We start from the raw sequence: 14,660 nt of genomic DNA on the forward strand, positions 1-14,660 counted from the left end.
TCAACCGCATGCCCAATCAGCTCAAACGCAGCCTCGGACAAACCGGCAAGATGGTCGAGAAATCGTCGCAAGACTACGTCGCGGACAAACTGTACATCAACGAGGGCGCGTGCGTCAGCATCTGCGCGAAGTTCATGTGCGACATCAACAATCTCCACATTCCGTCGGAGGACGACTATGTCGAGGCGGCGCAGTGGGTCCAGAGCGGTCCGGGATGGGCGGACCGCATCCGGCTCATGGCGTCGGCGTCCGGTTTGCGCCAGACAGCAGATACGAGCGGAAGCCTGCAGTACGACGAGATCGCACTCTCGCACTTTCTCGACACCGTCCGAACGGTCCCGACGTTCTTCATATTCGGATTCTTGAATAACGCGCGGACGAAGGGCCACGCGCTGTTGTTCTATCGGTGGGCCGGCGAGCACTGGCTGCTGCTCGACCCGAATTTCGGCATCGCCGAATGGCCGACCTTGAGCGGGCTGATCGTCGGGCTCAAACGCTTGCTCGCGAACGGGTATCTGGCGTTCGGACCATACCAGCGATTCGAGGTGTGGAAGTACGAGCGGTGAGGGCCGACGAGAACGTTCGCTCCGCTCCAGCCTAATCATGCGTTCACGGAAATATTAGAGAATTCTCAGATGTTTCTGCTCGGACCAGCGCATATCGTCTAGGAGATTGTTCATTTCAGCCGTAGACTGGGTGACGCGACGCCGCGCTCCGGCCGCGCGATGCGCAACGACGTCTCATCCGCCGCCGGGCCTTCGAACAGTCCGGCCAGGAGAACCATGGAGACGGCAGAGACGAAAACCGCGCCGATGTACACGGCGGAAGTGCACACGGCGGACATGCACGCCGGACGCGTCGAGGGCTTGCCCGACGACGCCTACTGGCAGATGACGGAAGCGTCGATCGAGCTGCGGCGGCAGGGTGCCGCGGAAGGAAAGGCGTTCAATGACGGCCGTCGGGCCGCCGCCGATCAATTTCAAGCGCATCTGCGACAGATCATCGGCGAGTCGCACCTGGACAAGTATCAGGCGGCGCGAGCGCTCCAGAAGCAGACACTCAAGGCCGCGCGCCAGAACATCGTCCTCGGCCGGGAGAGCGCGGCGCAGTTCGACGCGCTCCGTCGGCGCTTGGTCAACGAGTCCCACGCCTTTCTCGACAGCATCGGAGTCGATCGCAACGCGTTCCACAATCTCGGTCTCGACTACGCGGGCAAGCTGGCGGCCCTGTTCGACCGCACGCTCGGGCACGGCGAGAGCGCTCCGGCCGAGAGCTCCCGGAAACGGAATCACACCTTCCTGCCGCCGTTCAGCGGGTCCTCGTCGTTCGCGCACAACTTCTTTTCGAAGGGCGACTCGAGCGATGACATGACTGCGCCGACGTTCAACTTCTTCCTCAGCTTTCAGACGGGCGAGATGGGCTCGAGCACGGCGTGCGCGGTGAGCGACGCCTCGGACTATGATGAATCGTCCGTCGTCTGTCGCTCCGCGATGCGCCAATGGTTTCAGATGCCCGCCCTGGGCCAGGTGCGCGTGAGCAATCTGCTCGAGGTGATCAACAGCCACTACTCGGGCAGTGTGTATGACGAATGGGGCTGGTCGACGATCGACCTCAAGCAGGGACTGCGGTATTACGCGCAGGTGACTTCGCCGACCGTCGGACCGCGCGTGTACTACTACCCGCTCGTGGGATGGCAGAACGAGGTCACCGACGAAGATGCGCCGGCCTGGTCGACACAGCGCTGGCCTGCCGGACAGAACGAAGGCATGTTCGTCCAGACGGTGCTGCCGGGCGTCATCGCGAAGAACACCTGGGTGCTCGTGGACGTCGGCGTCGAGAACTCGAACTGGTTTCTCTCGAATGATGTGACGGTGACGAGTCATCAGACGGCGCGGTACTGGACGAAGAACATCGGGCTGTCGTCGACGGGATCGTAAGTCGAGGCGGTAATCGGTTCGCTCGCTGGGGAACCGGTCGATCAGAGATCTCCAATCGGGGGAAATCACAGACGGAGTGCAGGACAGGAAAAAGCCCCGCAACCAGGCTGGTTGCGGGGCTCATTCTTTAATGGTCGGGGCGACTGGATTTGAACCAGCGACCTCCTGCTCCCGAATCAAGCCAGGCAACCGATCGCGGTCCGGCAGTGCAACCCCAATCCGCGTCGAGACATGCCGGTATCTCGATGGGAAATCAATTCTTAACCGTGTTCGATTCTGAGGGAGTTCCGAGCGTCGGCGCCGGACTTTCCCGGCACGGATGACGGGGTCTGCAGGGAGAAACTGAGGACAAACTGAGGACGGAATTTCGTCGGCCTACTGCGGGCGACGTTAAGCCGCCGATCGCGCAAACGGTGGGGGGAGCCCCGAACCGCCGACATGCCGCCACCGTGGTTAGTGCTCAGCCAATAACGCCAATTTTGAACGTGTGAGCGACATGCGCCCGTGAGGTATTCCTGTTTGAATACCTAATCGATTACCGCTCAATGACTTACCCGTCCTCCACCTCTCTCAGAATTTGCTAACCAGCTTTTGATCGGGCGAGTTTGATGAAGTCCGTAAGTGAGAGAAGTTCGGGTCTAATAGTATCCGAGTACTGTTCATGCAAAGACTTCGGCACGACGAGCGTAACCCCTGCTGCCTTCATTTCCGCGAACTGATTGGGCGATACACCCCGCTGCAGAGTTAGAAGATGCTTCTTCGGAATTCGATCGGCCTCGTTCAGTATCTGCCTCCATCGGTCTTTGCAGGTCGTCTTCGCGGCCAGCATTAGCAGGTTGTCAGGCGGGTAGTTGCCGTCCTGATACGCAGAGGCAGAGGGAAACAAAAAATCCGGGCGTTTGCTGCCTTCCGACACCTCGTCGTGGGAATGTGTCAGCTTCTCTTCCGTAAAGATCCTGCCAGTGTGTAGTTCGAGCGATGCGCCGGCTCGAGACTTTCGACGATTGGTGACAGAATTGGCGAAGTCGACGAAAAGATCGACGGTCGCGAATCCCTCTCGAATGCGAGGCATCGCGACGATGTCTTCGACGGATCTGAAGATTGCATATTCGCACTCGCGTCGTCGCAGCAGTCGGTCATCAGGACTCTGCTTCAGCGCCGTGGGAAGACGCTCGATTGCCAAACTCACAATCTGTGAAGCTTGGGGAAAGCTCAACCGCCAGTCCGAAGGAATCTCCTCCGATTTCAGTTGGCACGGAGAGTCGCGAAGTTGCGCCTCTACTGGATGAGCTGCCTTCCCTGAGGCGTCGTAGAAAAGCGCGATCCCCGGCTCGACTGGTCCAAGGCGATCCTCGATTGCATCCTCTTCCTCGACTGCCTCGCAGAGCCAGACGCAGCATACATCTACGTCGCGACCTGGTTCCTGATGGAACGCGAAGACGCAGATGGCTCCAGTCGCGTCGGGATCCAGCAGCGGCGAGGTCTTGCCACCCCAACCCGTGATACGACACTCATCGCGCGTTCCGCCTCGCAACTTGTTGTTGTACCAGATGGCCGTGGGGAACGCTTCGACGTTGTGGGAGTCAATGCTTGCGCCGAACGACGCGCGAGGATTGTCCTGTGATGGTGTGAAGCTCGGAAACAGCCGAAAGATGATCTCCTTCGGGATGTATGGTCCCGCCTGATGCGACTTGTTCAGCAGCGTGTCGTTTCCGGAAAGGCGCTTGACATACCAGCGCCAGCCCTCACCCGAGACGGTTTCGATCCACCGACGAACGTCGAGACTCATGCGCTTCCCCTGATTGCATTGACGATTCGCGTTAGTCGCCGCGCATCCTCAACTTCGCACTCCCATAGCGTGAAAACGCGCCAACCCATCCGTCTGAGTTGTCGATCGATGCGTCGATCCCGCAGGACGTTGCCTTGGAGCTTGTCACGCCAGAAGGAACGGTTTGACGCGGGCATATAGGCGAATCGACAGCCTCGGTGCTGATGCCAAAAGCAACCATGCACGTTGACTACGACACGGAATCTCGGGAGTACAAGATCGGGCTTTCCCGGAAGCCGTGGATCGTGAAGCAGGTATCGAAGACCACACCGATGGAAGAATTTGCGAACCAGCAGCTCAGGTTTGGTATGCTTACCTCGAATCCCAGACATCATGCGACTGCGCGTCGCCTTGCTCACGATGTCGACCATCCGTGCGCCTCACGCGGTAGCAGCGAGAGGAAGCGCAAGCTGTGGCGAAGCAGTCAAACCCTCGCCAGTAACGTAAGGAATCATCGTTCGTGCGACAGCTTCCACCACTGGAACGATGACAGAGTTTCCAAACTGCTTATACGCTTGAGTGTCTGAAACTGCGATCTTGAACGATGGCCGGCCCGGCCGGTCAAACCCCATAAGGCGAGCGCATTCTCTGGGTGTCAGGCGACGTGGTGTACCGCGACTCGTCTTGACAAGAATCTCTGATCCATCCTTGAAGTACCGAGCAGAAAGTGTTCGAGCCGTATCATCGGGACCCACAAGCCCATAGCCGAACCCGTTTCCCTTCTTGCGGTGCTTCTCGGCGTACTCCTTCAAGTATTGCCAGAGATGCTTGCTCAGGAGGTACTTTCGCGCGACCTTGCCGCTGTCGTCCGTGAATGGAGGCTCGGGAGTCTCTGAGCCATCCTCTGGGTGAAGGATCGCCCGCAACTTCGGTCCAGTTGCCAAGTCCGGCAACACGAGGCCATCCCACGAAAAACCGTTGAAATCGCGAAAGCCAACAATGAAGATTCGTTCGCGGTGCTGAGGTACGAAGCGCCGACCGTCGATGATCTTCCAGTGGATCGTGTACCCGAGTTCGTCAGTCAATACCTGCCGGATAGTTCTGAACGTTCGTCCGCCGTCATGACTCGCGAGATTCTTGACGTTCTCCAGCAGGAAAGCCTTTGGCTTGTGGTGGCGAAGCATTCGCGCGACTTCGAAGAAAAGCGTGCCTTGTGTCTCGCACGCAAATCCGTGGGGTCGCCCGAGCGCGTTTTTCTTGCTAACGCCAGCGATGGAAAATGGCTGACACGGGAAACCGGCGAGCAGAACGTCGTGGGGTGGAATAACCTCGGAAGCGATCTGCACGATGTCGCCAGCTATGGGATGCGTTGAGCCGAAGTTCGCTCGGTAGGTGATCTGCGCGTACTTATCCCACTCCGATGTGAAGACACACTCTCCACCGACTGCCTCGAATCCCATTCGGAGTCCGCCGATTCCCGCGAAGAGATCCACAAAACGGAATGAGGAAAATTTAGGACTGCGCTCCGGTGTTGGCGCAGCGAGGAGTCCGCGAAGGCACTCCATGACCGCCTTTCTGGGTCGACCATCGCCAGATTCCCACCGGTGAATGGTCTTTGCGCTGTATCCGGAATGGGTGGCGAGGTCTGCCTGCGAGAGGCCTACGCTCTCGCGCAGGCGCCGCAGGTCGCTTCCCGAGACTGACGTCTCGACGGAATATCTTCGGGGGGACATTTTCTGGACATTACGTCCGTGGATCTCCTTGCGCAAGCAGGAAGTTAGCGGTACGATAGGGAAGGCGACGACTGCTTGTGCCTCAAACCTTTTCCAGCCAAGAGGATACGGAATGGCTGCTGATGCCCAATCGGCGGGGATCGAGCCCCTAGGCGTGAAGATCAAGCGACTTCGACAGGAGCGAAGGCTCTCACAGGACCGACTCGCGATTGAATCGCACATCGATCAAAGTGGACTGTCGAAATTCGAACGCGGGCAGGATCGTTCTATGGGTGAGATTCCTCTTCGTCGCATTGCAGCCGCTCTGAAGGTCTCCTTCGAGGACCTCGTTGCCGGGACCGATTTCCGACGATAGTTCCTGTTCGGTCGGCGTTGACGAGTTATTCAGGTTTGCATATCTCGCGGCGCGGGTCGGAGGTCCTGATGTTTTTTATTCAGAATCTCTCCGGGTCCACGCCGCCCGTGCGTCCGGTCCGTCAGCAATCTGAGCGCCTGCCTGCCTGCTGACCCATATCGGCCATGCCGGTCAACCAGAACCATGTCCACCATGGCCGACATGTGGCCGTCCGTTGGCGAGCTTCGGTGGCTTGCCTTGACTCGTCGAATTGCTGAGCTGAGCGCGTATCTCGGAGTTGGCGCGAGTAAGAAGGATCAGCTCGCGTTGAAGACCGCATTCGACGAACCGTCGAAGTTCCGCCTCGTCGAGTTCGCGCCAGTTGCGTTCAATCCCACCGGTCTGTTCTGCGACAAGAAGTGGTTCGAGAGTTCTGAGCAGCGCTAAAGCGATTCGGTCGCGCTCAATACCGAGGCCGAGCGTGTTCACGCGATGGACGAAGTGGCCGTACACACTAGGCATGGCGCGGACACGGTCCACGAGCTCTCTGCGAGCTTGGCGGTTTGTAGCGGATTCGAGTTCGGTGCAGGCCTTCGCCAGCCATGCCTCATAAGAGCTTAAGGCGTCTCTCGCCTCTGGCGAGAAAAGGGCTCGCTCTAGGTGCCGGCGCGTGGCCGCGTCGAAGTGGCTCGCAAGTCGGGCGAATTGTTGAAAGCCGATCTCGCCGAGTCGGCAGTGAAGGAGGCGAGAGAGCTGAGACTGCTGTATTCCGGTTACCCGTGCCGCTTCGGCCTGTCCGCCGAACTGCTCAACGAGCTGATCGATCGCCTCGGATAGCGCTTGCCGGTCCACGATGTGAAGACGCCGATTTCCCACTGTGGCTACCTATGCAGAGGCAGCGAGAAACATACCACTGCTCTGCATAGGAATCAATTGCGATTCTTCGCGCTCACTCTTTCCACGAGGGAAGCGCATGAAAAACGAAGTACCAGCGATCACCCGATTGAGCGAGCTGCGACCGAAGCACGTCCAGTGGCTATGGCGCGGCTTCATTCCGCAAGGCAAGCTCACGCTGATTGAGGGCGATCCAGGTCTTGGAAAGTCGACTGTCACGATGGATATAGCGGCGCGCGTTACGACCGGGCAGCCGTTCCCTGATGGCTCTGTGTGCGCGCCGGCAAACGTCTTGATCCTGAGCGCGGAGGATGATCCGGCCGACACTATTCTTCCAAGACTGGAGGCCGCGGGCGGCGATCCTGGACGGGCACTCGTGATGACGCAGAGTGACGGGCACGGAAGTCTTTCGCTCACTGACCACCTGCGACACGTTGACGATGTCATACGGCGTTACAGCGTGAAGCTGGTTGTCGTAGATCCTCTAACAGCGCACCTCGGCCGAGCGGACGGATACAAAGATCAGGACATCCGTAGCGTGCTGGCCCCTCTCGCCGGCCTCGGATCACGCTACGGTACGACGATCCTTCCGATTCGCCATCTGACGAAGAATACGGGAGCGGCGGCTGTGCATCGCGGAGGCGGCTCGATCGCGATAGGGGCTGCGGCGCGATTAATCCTTCTGGTCTCTCTTCATCCCGATGATCGGAGCCGACGCCTACTGTCCGTGGTGAAGTCGAACTTGGCTGAGCGCCCAGTTCCCATGGAATTCGCTTTGGATCAGGTCGACGGCGTATCTCGCGTTGAATGGCTTGGATCGACCGATCTAGGCGAAAAGGTCGTTGGCTCAGGTCAAGTCGAGCTTGACGAATACGTGGACTTGGAGGAGATCCTTCTCGACATAGTCAGTGAGGAAGGACCGATCCGCCCGCCCCACGTCATGCAGCGACTTCGTGCAGCCGGGCACTCGCCGAGCGACCGCAGCCTGAGTCGAGCTCGCAAACGCCTCGGCATTCGCTACAAGCGCTATGGTTTCGGCTCGGACGGGTTCTACCTCTGGTTCCTGCCCGGCCAACAGCTTCCAGAGAACTGACATGCAGCGACTGGCAGAATTCGTGAGTCGCTGGGAGCAACGAGCCGAAGAGTATCGGCGAATCGGAGTCGCGGCCGATGCGGCAAGAGTAGTTGGGGAACTGCTTTGCGACCTTAGAAACGCGAGCGATTCGGCGGAAGCTGAACTTCTCACGCTTCGCCAGGCTGCGAAGCAGTGTGGGTACTCCGAAGAGCACATCGGACGGTTGGTCCGCGAAGGCAGAATCCCGAATGGTGGCAGGCGCGGTTCTCCACGCGTACGGGTTGGCGATTTGCCAACCCGCCGCGAGTTTGCCAAAGCGCGCTCGCGCTCTTACGATGTGAACGCCGACGCTCGGACGCTCAGGAACGGACGCCAGTGAGGTCTATATGGCGAAACGAAAACCTCGGCGTGATGAGTGGCGCGCCACGGCGCGCGGATGGACGCGATCCTTCGGAGAGCGAGGGCTCCGCGTCCGGCTGTTTCAAAAACGAAAGGATGGGAAGTTCTATCGGTCGGTCTGGAAAGGCGAACTCGGTCGCAGCGATGAGAAATGCATCGATACGACTGACCGAGACGAGGCCGAGCGCATCGTGCGCGAGTTGCTGGCGAGGACGACACTTGGCGAGACGGAAGAGCGTCCGTCGAATGAAGCGGTCACGCTGCGGCATTTGCTCGATCGGTACTGCAAAGAGGCTGCAACGTTTCTCGACAACAGCAAACCGACACGAGATGATGGAAAGACGCGCGTCAAAGTTCTGTGCGCGTTTTTCGGTGACGAGTGCGACGTTCGCGAGCTGCGCGAGGATGACGTTGTCGCCTACAGAGGTTGGCGCCTCAAGGGCGGCGTCAGATACGGCATCGATCGCAAGACCGGAAAGCCGAAGCTGACGCGGAAGGTTCGTGATCGATCCGTGGAAGCAGACCTGAAGCTGCTCTACGCGGCGCTCAAGTGGGCAACATCGGTGAGAGTGGGGAAGGGTATGCGCCTTCTCGATCATCACCCGTTGCAAGGCGTACGGCGTCCGCGAGAGAAGAACCCGAAGCGTCCTATCACGACGTGGGAGCGCTTCGAACGCGCGCGGAAAGCGGCGCAGGAACTGACGGCCGAAGCGGAAGCGAGGATCGCCGATCCGAAGTCCGATGAAGGACTCGCAGCCGCCGAGGCCGATCGCGCGAAGTGGCTGCGTGCGGAGTTCGCGTTGGTGCTTCTCGAAGCGACTGGTCGACGGAGTGGTTCGATCCGACAACTCCGCTGGGATGACATCAACCTCGCCGCGTCAGAGATCACCTGGCGCGCCGACGCGGACAAGAAACGGCAGCAGTGGGTCACGCCCATTCCTGCCGCGTTGGTCGACGAGATCCGCGCCTTCCGCTCGAAGTTGAGCGTTGTCGGCGGTTGGGTCTTCCCTTCGGAGAAGAAGCCGAAGGAGGTGATGCGCCGCGACGTGTTCGCCCGGTGGATCCTTGCGTTGGAGAAGCGGGCTGGCCTGTCGAAGCTCGACGGCGGATTGCTCCACGCATACCGCCGGAAGTGGGCGACGGAGCGGAAGGATCTCCCGGTCAAGGACGTGGCCGCAGCGGGCGGGTGGAAGGACGTAGGAACGCTACTCACGTGCTACCAGCAGGCCGACCGTCAAACCATGCTCGCCGTGATGAGCGAGCCAAGAAAGGTCACGGAGGCGAGCGTGACGGGAACGACCGGTTGACTCGAAGCCGGCCGTCAGAGATCTCGAACGACGCGAGATCGAATCTCCCCGAAAAACCGGAGAAACTGAGGACGAAACTAAGGACGGCTTCGGGACAACGAAAAAGCCCCGCAACGTAAGTCGTTGCAGGGCAATTTCTTCAATGGTCGGGGCGACTGGATTTGAACCAGCGACCTCCTGCTCCCGAAGCAGGCGCTCTACCGGGCTAAGCTACGCCCCGCCGGATTGTCGTGTGCATGCGGACGAACGCGCCCAGAAGGACTCGAACCTCCAACCTTCTGATCCGTAGTCAGATGCTCTATCCAATTGAGCTATGGGCGCCTACGAACAGCATACGAACTGTACTAACAGCACAACGTTTCGAACGGACGTGCAACCTACTGAAACTGCATGGGCGGTACAAGACTCGAACTTGTGACCTCCACGATGTCAACGTGGCGCTCTAACCAACTGAGCTAACCGCCCTTTTAACCGTGGTTCCTCACTGCGGCGCTCGCGTTGCTCGCACCTTCGCTCGGAATTCCGCAGCGAACCTTCGCTCCATTCTACTCTCTCAGAGCGGGAAACGGGACTCGAACCCGCGACCCCAACCTTGGCAAGGTTGTGCTCTACCAACTGAGCTATTCCCGCAAACGACCGACACTCACTTCACCATCACACCCGAGAGGTGCACCGCGACTAGCCCCAACGTCCAACGACCCGCCTGCACGAGAAATGCGCGTCAACCCAAAGCAATCTGCGTCGACACGCACATCATTTCAGCGGGCGTCCCGGGCCATGTCATGGAGGCGAGGGGAATCGAACCCCTGACCTCTTGAATGCCATTCAAGCGCTCTCCCAACTGAGCTACGCCCCCTCGTCCCACATTCCCGGCACCAGCCCCGCACCAACTCTCCAAACCGCGTCCCGTAAACATCTTACAGCGTTGTTTAAGGCTTTTTTAAGGCGTCCGGCAGGAACCACGAAGTATAGCCAAGGGTATACTGAGTGTCAACGAATTGGGACTGGCGAAAATCTCAGAGGCCGGTATCTTGCAGCGCTTTCCAGGAGCAGGATACGTGTAGGACGTCGCTCCGGAAAGCGTGCGCGATTCTCCAGTGTCTCGGGAACGCCACCGTCTGATAGCCGTAGCGACGCGGTACTCTTGGGTTCTCCCTGTTCACCGGTTTGTTCACCGGTTGTTCACCTTGGTGGCCGCCGCTCCATAGATGCCGACTCCAACGCGCCTTAGGCGCGAGGGCTAACCGCAACATGACCGAACTCAAGCGCCGTCGCCGCCGTGCGGCCCCCGCTGGGATCGCTCCGAATGAACCCGAGCGCGACATCCTCGACCAGTACCTCTACGAGGTCTCGACCTATCCGCTCCTCAAAGGAACGGAAGAAATCGATCTGGCCAAGAAGATCCGCGCCGGCGACCAGGATGCACTCCAAGAGCTCGTGAAGCGCAACCTCCGCTTCGTGATCTCCGTGGCGAAGAAATATCAGAACCGCGGACTCCCCCTCATCGATCTCATCGGTGAAGGGAACGTCGGCCTGCTCACTGCCGCCCGGAAGTTCGATCCCGATCAGGGCGTCAAGTTCATCTCCTACGCGGTGTGGTGGATCCGCCAGGCCATCCTGTCGGCGCTCGCCCGCCAGGGTCGCACGGTCCGCGTTCCGCTCAACCGCACGGCGGATCTCTCGCGCATCATCAAGGCGAGTGAAATCCTCCGGCAGAAGCTCAACCGCGAGCCGAGCCCCGAAGAGCTGAGCCAGCTCACCGGTCTCTCGGTCGACGTGGTGCAGTCGCTCGCCGCACTCAACACCAGTGACGTGCGACTCGACGCGCCGATGGATCCCGAAGGCGACCGTTCGCTCATCGAGCGCTTCGTCGCCGACGAAATGCCGGACACGGAAGAGGAAGCCATGAATCGCTTCCTCACCGACGAAATCGAGCAGGCGCTCGGCACCCTGCCGCCGCGCGACGCGAAAGTGCTGCGTCTGTACTTCGGCCTCGAAGGCGGCCGCGAGCACACGCTCGAGGAAATCGGCTCCATGCTCGGCGTCACGCGGGAGCGTGTCCGCCAGCTGCGCGACCGCGCACTCAAGCGGCTGCGTGAAGGTGATGTTGGGCGGGCGCTGGGTAGTTTTGCAGCCTGACGGCGGGCGTATGGCCGCGTAGGCGCATGGGCGTATGGCGTGTTGACGAGGGCCGGCTTTCAGCCGGCCCTTTTCATTTTGTGATCGTCGCACTAGCACCGATGAAAAGCGTACATCACATTTCTTAACGTGACTCACGCCCAGCGCCCAACGCCCAACGCCCAACGCCGATGATCCGCCTCATCGACGTCTACAAATCCTTCGGCCCCAAGAAGGTCCTCCAGGGTTTCACGCTCGACGTCGTCGAGGGTGAAACGATGGTCATCATCGGCTACTCGGGCACCGGCAAGTCGGTGGCGATCAAGCACATCGTCGGGCTGCTCGAACCCGACTCGGGGCAGGTCCTCGTCGACGACTACGAGGTGCCCAAGCTCTCGCGCCGAGAGCTGTATCAACTCCGCGCGCGCATCGGCTACGTATTCCAGTTCGCCGCGCTGTTCGATTCGTTCACCATCGGCGACAACGTCGCGATGGGACTTCGCAAACAGCAGGAGCTCACCGAGAGCGAGATCACCGACCGCGTGCGCGAGGCGCTGGATCTCGTGGATCTGCCGAACGTCGAGAGCCGCTACCCGGCCGAGCTGTCGGGCGGCATGCGAAAGCGCGTGGGCATCGCGCGCGCGATCGCGCTTCGCCCCAAGTACATCCTGTACGATGAGCCCACGACGGGCCTCGATCCGGTCACCAGCGCCGTCATCGACCAGCTCATGGTGCGCATGCGCGACAAGCTCGGCGTCACGGGCATTGTGATCACGCACGACATGCGAAGCGCATACACGGTCGGAACGCGCATCGCGATGCTGTACGAAGGCCGCGTGCGCCAGGTCGGCAGCGTCGACGAGATCCAGCACTCGCGCGATCCGATCGTTCGCCAGTTCATCGAAGGCAAAGCGAACATCGAAGCCGAGCCGGCGGGCTTCGGCGCCTGATGCCGAACGAGAGCGGGAACGGCGCCGCGGCGCGCGACGAGACCTCCGCCGGCGGCGTCGTCTATCGCTTCGAGAGCGGCCGTCCGCTCTTTCTTCTCATTCGCGACAGCTACCAGAACTGGGGCTTTCCGAAGGGGCACATCGAGTCGGGCGAACAGGCCGACGCGGCCGCCGTGCGCGAAGTCGCCGAGGAGACCGGATTGGCCGAGCTGCAGGTGCGTGGCGCGATCGACACGATCGATTGGTATTTCCGGTTTCGCGGACAGCTCATTCACAAGTTCTGTCATTTCTATTTGATCGAAACGGCGGAGTCCCGCACGTTGCCGCAGCGCGCCGAAGGAATCACCGCGTGCCGGTGGATGCACTTCGATGAAGCGGAAACGCTCGTCTCCTACGCGAACGCGCGGCTGGTGCTCAAGCGCGCGCAGGAGATGGTGCTCGAGTTCTCGGCGCCGGCCTGACGATGACGAGTATTCCCGTGTCGGCTGCCGCCCCGGCGAACGGCGGCGGCGCGACTCCCGCCGTCGTCGTCTACACGCAGCGCGAGCGGGCGCGCACGCTCGTGAAGACGGCCTTTCCTCGACGCAAGGCGCGGGTCGTGCTCACGCGAACTCCTGAGGATTTCGAGGCGGCGTTCCGGACGAATCTGGTCGACGCGGCGATCGTCGACATCGGCAGCGCGCAGGAGGATACGTGGCGCGCGGCGTCCTTCGCGCGAGAATTTCCAACGGTGCCGTTCTTCGGCCTGGCGCCGCTTCGGGTTGCCGAGGGTCCGGCGCTGGCGCAGTGCGTGACATATGAGTTTGCTGATGTACTGGTCGACGGCGTCGACGACGAGGCGGCGCGCGAGCTCGTCGGCCGCGCCGGCTACTCGGCGCGATTCGCTCGCGCGCTCGACGATCCGCCGCGCGCATTGACGCTGGACACGCCGCTCCAGCAGGCGGCGTGGCGCTTCATCGTGTCGCACGCGGGCCGTCCCGTGCGCACGTCGACGCTCGCGGAATTCCTGAAGGTGACGCGCGAGCATCTGAGCCGCTCGTTCGCCGCGGGCGGCGCGCCGAATCTCAAGCGCATCATCGATCTGGTGCGCATCGTCGCGGCCGCGGAGTTGGCGAAGAACCCCGGCTATGATCTGCGGGACGTCGCGGCGATCCTGGAGTTCGCGTCGTCGTCGCATCTGTCCAGCACGGCGATGCGGGTCATCGGCACCAAGCCGGCGTCGCTTACACGGCTTCGTACGGTGGATCTCGTGGAGAGATTTGTGAAGGGGCATGGACGGAGTCGGGGGTGAGTACCGACAACTGCGTACCACGGACGAACGTCGGACAACGGCGGGCAGGCACGGAGACGGCGTGAACTGCAGTCAACGGCCGTTGTGTGATGCTTTTTTTGAAAACCCTCAGGATGCTTCGGAATCGGAGCATCCTGAGGGTTTTCTAAAGAAAGAATTGAATCATTTTTCTCAACACCATCAGGATGCTCCGCGAACAGAAGGATCCTGAGGTGTCAAAAGAGAGCCATCGAACCGCAGTTAACTGCAGTGCACGCCGTCTCCGTGCCGATCCGCCGTTGTCCGCCGTTCGTCCGTGGTAAGGCTGTACTATCGAGCCACGACCCCATTCTCCGCGTTCAGCTGCCGCTCGAGATACACGAGATACCCGCCAAGCAATCGGAGCACGCTCTGAATGCGATTGCTCAGGTCCGCGTGCGTCGGTGCCGAGATGAGATCGGCTTGCCGAGCGATCGCGAGCTGCGTTTCGAGGCGTAACAGCTCGCGCTTCGCCGCGCGATAGAGTTGCCGCTGCTCGGGCGCGGTGTATCGCCCGTAGCCGTCCGCGATCGCGCTGGCCACGTTCAGGGCGCTCAGCATGAGTTGATCGGTCACGATCTTGGTTTCGCGGCGCGCATTCTGACGGGCGGCCTTGACCGTTTCCGCCGCGAGGGCCACGGCTTCCTGCCACACTTTGAGGTCCCGGATGCTCCCAGACATGGGCGGAAGATGGGCTCAAAGTTGCAAGCCGCTGGCACCGAATCGTTGCGGTGCGTGCCGATCAGACGCTCTCTATAGACTGTCTCGCTCGCCGGCGAAAACCCATGGGATACCACACGTTAGATCCGACTCGGAATTCCATGCGTCTTGCCGGA

The 14,660-nt window shown here is 60.7% G+C and carries 13 protein-coding genes and 5 tRNA genes; 9 read left to right on the forward strand and 9 right to left on the reverse strand.

The features are described from left to right. Positions 1-8: 8 nt before the first annotated feature. The gene (locus tag VN706_03030) at positions 9-566 is read left to right on the forward strand and encodes a hypothetical protein (protein ID HXT14577.1); all 558 of its coding nucleotides are present in this window, start codon (positions 9-11) and stop codon (positions 564-566) included. 216 nt (positions 567-782) lie between these two features. Next, positions 783-1,937 (forward strand): hypothetical protein, encoded by a 1,155-nt coding sequence (locus tag VN706_03035; GenBank protein HXT14578.1) that lies wholly within the window; start codon positions 783-785, stop codon positions 1,935-1,937. A gap of 580 nt (positions 1,938-2,517) precedes the next feature. Here the strand turns inward: VN706_03035 and VN706_03040 are convergent. The 3 genes from VN706_03040 to VN706_03050 all read right to left on the reverse strand — a co-directional run bounded on the left by VN706_03040 (position 2,518) and on the right by VN706_03050 (position 6,312). Then, positions 2,518-3,726 (reverse strand): type II restriction endonuclease, encoded by a 1,209-nt coding sequence (locus tag VN706_03040; GenBank protein ID HXT14579.1) that lies wholly within the window; start codon positions 3,724-3,726, stop codon positions 2,518-2,520. 419 nt (positions 3,727-4,145) lie between these two features. Beyond that, the gene (gene dcm / locus VN706_03045) at positions 4,146-5,660 is read right to left on the reverse strand and encodes a DNA (cytosine-5-)-methyltransferase (protein HXT14580.1); all 1,515 of its coding nucleotides are present in this window, start codon (positions 5,658-5,660) and stop codon (positions 4,146-4,148) included. 304 nt (positions 5,661-5,964) lie between these two features. Further along, positions 5,965-6,312 carry a hypothetical protein gene (locus VN706_03050; GenBank protein HXT14581.1) on the reverse strand — a complete coding sequence of 116 codons (348 nt, stop codon included), beginning with the start codon at positions 6,310-6,312 and terminating at the stop codon, positions 5,965-5,967. A gap of 120 nt (positions 6,313-6,432) precedes the next feature. On the opposite strand from VN706_03050, the gene VN706_03055 reads away from it, so the two are divergent. The 3 genes from VN706_03055 to VN706_03065 all read left to right on the forward strand — a co-directional run bounded on the left by VN706_03055 (position 6,433) and on the right by VN706_03065 (position 9,447). Further along, entirely contained in the window at positions 6,433-6,609 is a 177-nt protein-coding gene (locus VN706_03055) for a hypothetical protein (protein HXT14582.1), read from the forward strand. Positions 6,610-6,745: 136 nt separating this feature from the next. Further along, positions 6,746-7,759, forward strand: a complete 1,014-nt coding sequence (locus VN706_03060) for an AAA family ATPase (GenBank protein ID HXT14583.1) — start codon at positions 6,746-6,748, stop codon at positions 7,757-7,759. A gap of 368 nt (positions 7,760-8,127) precedes the next feature. Beyond that, positions 8,128-9,447, forward strand: a complete 1,320-nt coding sequence (locus VN706_03065) for a tyrosine-type recombinase/integrase (GenBank protein HXT14584.1) — start codon at positions 8,128-8,130, stop codon at positions 9,445-9,447. 143 nt (positions 9,448-9,590) lie between these two features. On the opposite strand, the gene VN706_03070 is transcribed toward VN706_03065, so the two are convergent. From VN706_03070 to VN706_03090, 5 genes are all read right to left on the reverse strand, one after another. Continuing rightward, a tRNA-Pro gene (locus tag VN706_03070) sits at positions 9,591-9,667 on the reverse strand. Between the two features lie 27 nt (positions 9,668-9,694). Next, positions 9,695-9,768 (reverse strand) — tRNA-Arg (locus VN706_03075). Between the two features lie 70 nt (positions 9,769-9,838). Then, positions 9,839-9,912: transfer RNA gene (locus VN706_03080), tRNA-Val, on the reverse strand. Positions 9,913-10,004: 92 nt separating this feature from the next. After that, positions 10,005-10,077: transfer RNA gene (locus VN706_03085), tRNA-Gly, on the reverse strand. 153 nt (positions 10,078-10,230) lie between these two features. Further along, positions 10,231-10,303: transfer RNA gene (locus VN706_03090), tRNA-Ala, on the reverse strand. 311 nt (positions 10,304-10,614) lie between these two features. Between VN706_03090 and VN706_03095 the strand changes: the two genes are divergently transcribed. The 4 genes from VN706_03095 (at position 10,615) to VN706_03110 (ending at position 13,806) form a co-directional block, all read left to right on the forward strand. Then, entirely contained in the window at positions 10,615-11,586 is a 972-nt protein-coding gene (locus tag VN706_03095; protein HXT14585.1) for an RNA polymerase sigma factor RpoD/SigA, read from the forward strand. 170 nt (positions 11,587-11,756) lie between these two features. Next, positions 11,757-12,515, forward strand: a complete 759-nt coding sequence (locus VN706_03100) for an ABC transporter ATP-binding protein (GenBank protein HXT14586.1) — start codon at positions 11,757-11,759, stop codon at positions 12,513-12,515. Beyond that, the gene (locus VN706_03105; protein HXT14587.1) at positions 12,515-12,976 is read left to right on the forward strand and encodes an NUDIX hydrolase; all 462 of its coding nucleotides are present in this window, start codon (positions 12,515-12,517) and stop codon (positions 12,974-12,976) included. The genes VN706_03100 and VN706_03105 overlap by 1 nt, the downstream gene beginning before the upstream one ends. Positions 12,977-12,993: 17 nt before the next feature. Continuing rightward, entirely contained in the window at positions 12,994-13,806 is an 813-nt protein-coding gene (locus VN706_03110; GenBank protein HXT14588.1) for an AraC family transcriptional regulator, read from the forward strand. A gap of 309 nt (positions 13,807-14,115) precedes the next feature. Here the strand turns inward: VN706_03110 and VN706_03115 are convergent, their stop codons facing one another. Continuing rightward, positions 14,116-14,505: a four helix bundle protein gene (locus VN706_03115; GenBank protein HXT14589.1), complete on the reverse strand. Its 390-nt coding sequence runs from the start codon at positions 14,503-14,505 to the stop codon at positions 14,116-14,118. Positions 14,506-14,660: the final 155 nt, after the last annotated feature.

This window comes from Gemmatimonadaceae bacterium (genome assembly GCA_035606695.1).
GTDB lineage: Bacteria > Gemmatimonadota > Gemmatimonadetes > Gemmatimonadales > Gemmatimonadaceae > JAQBQB01.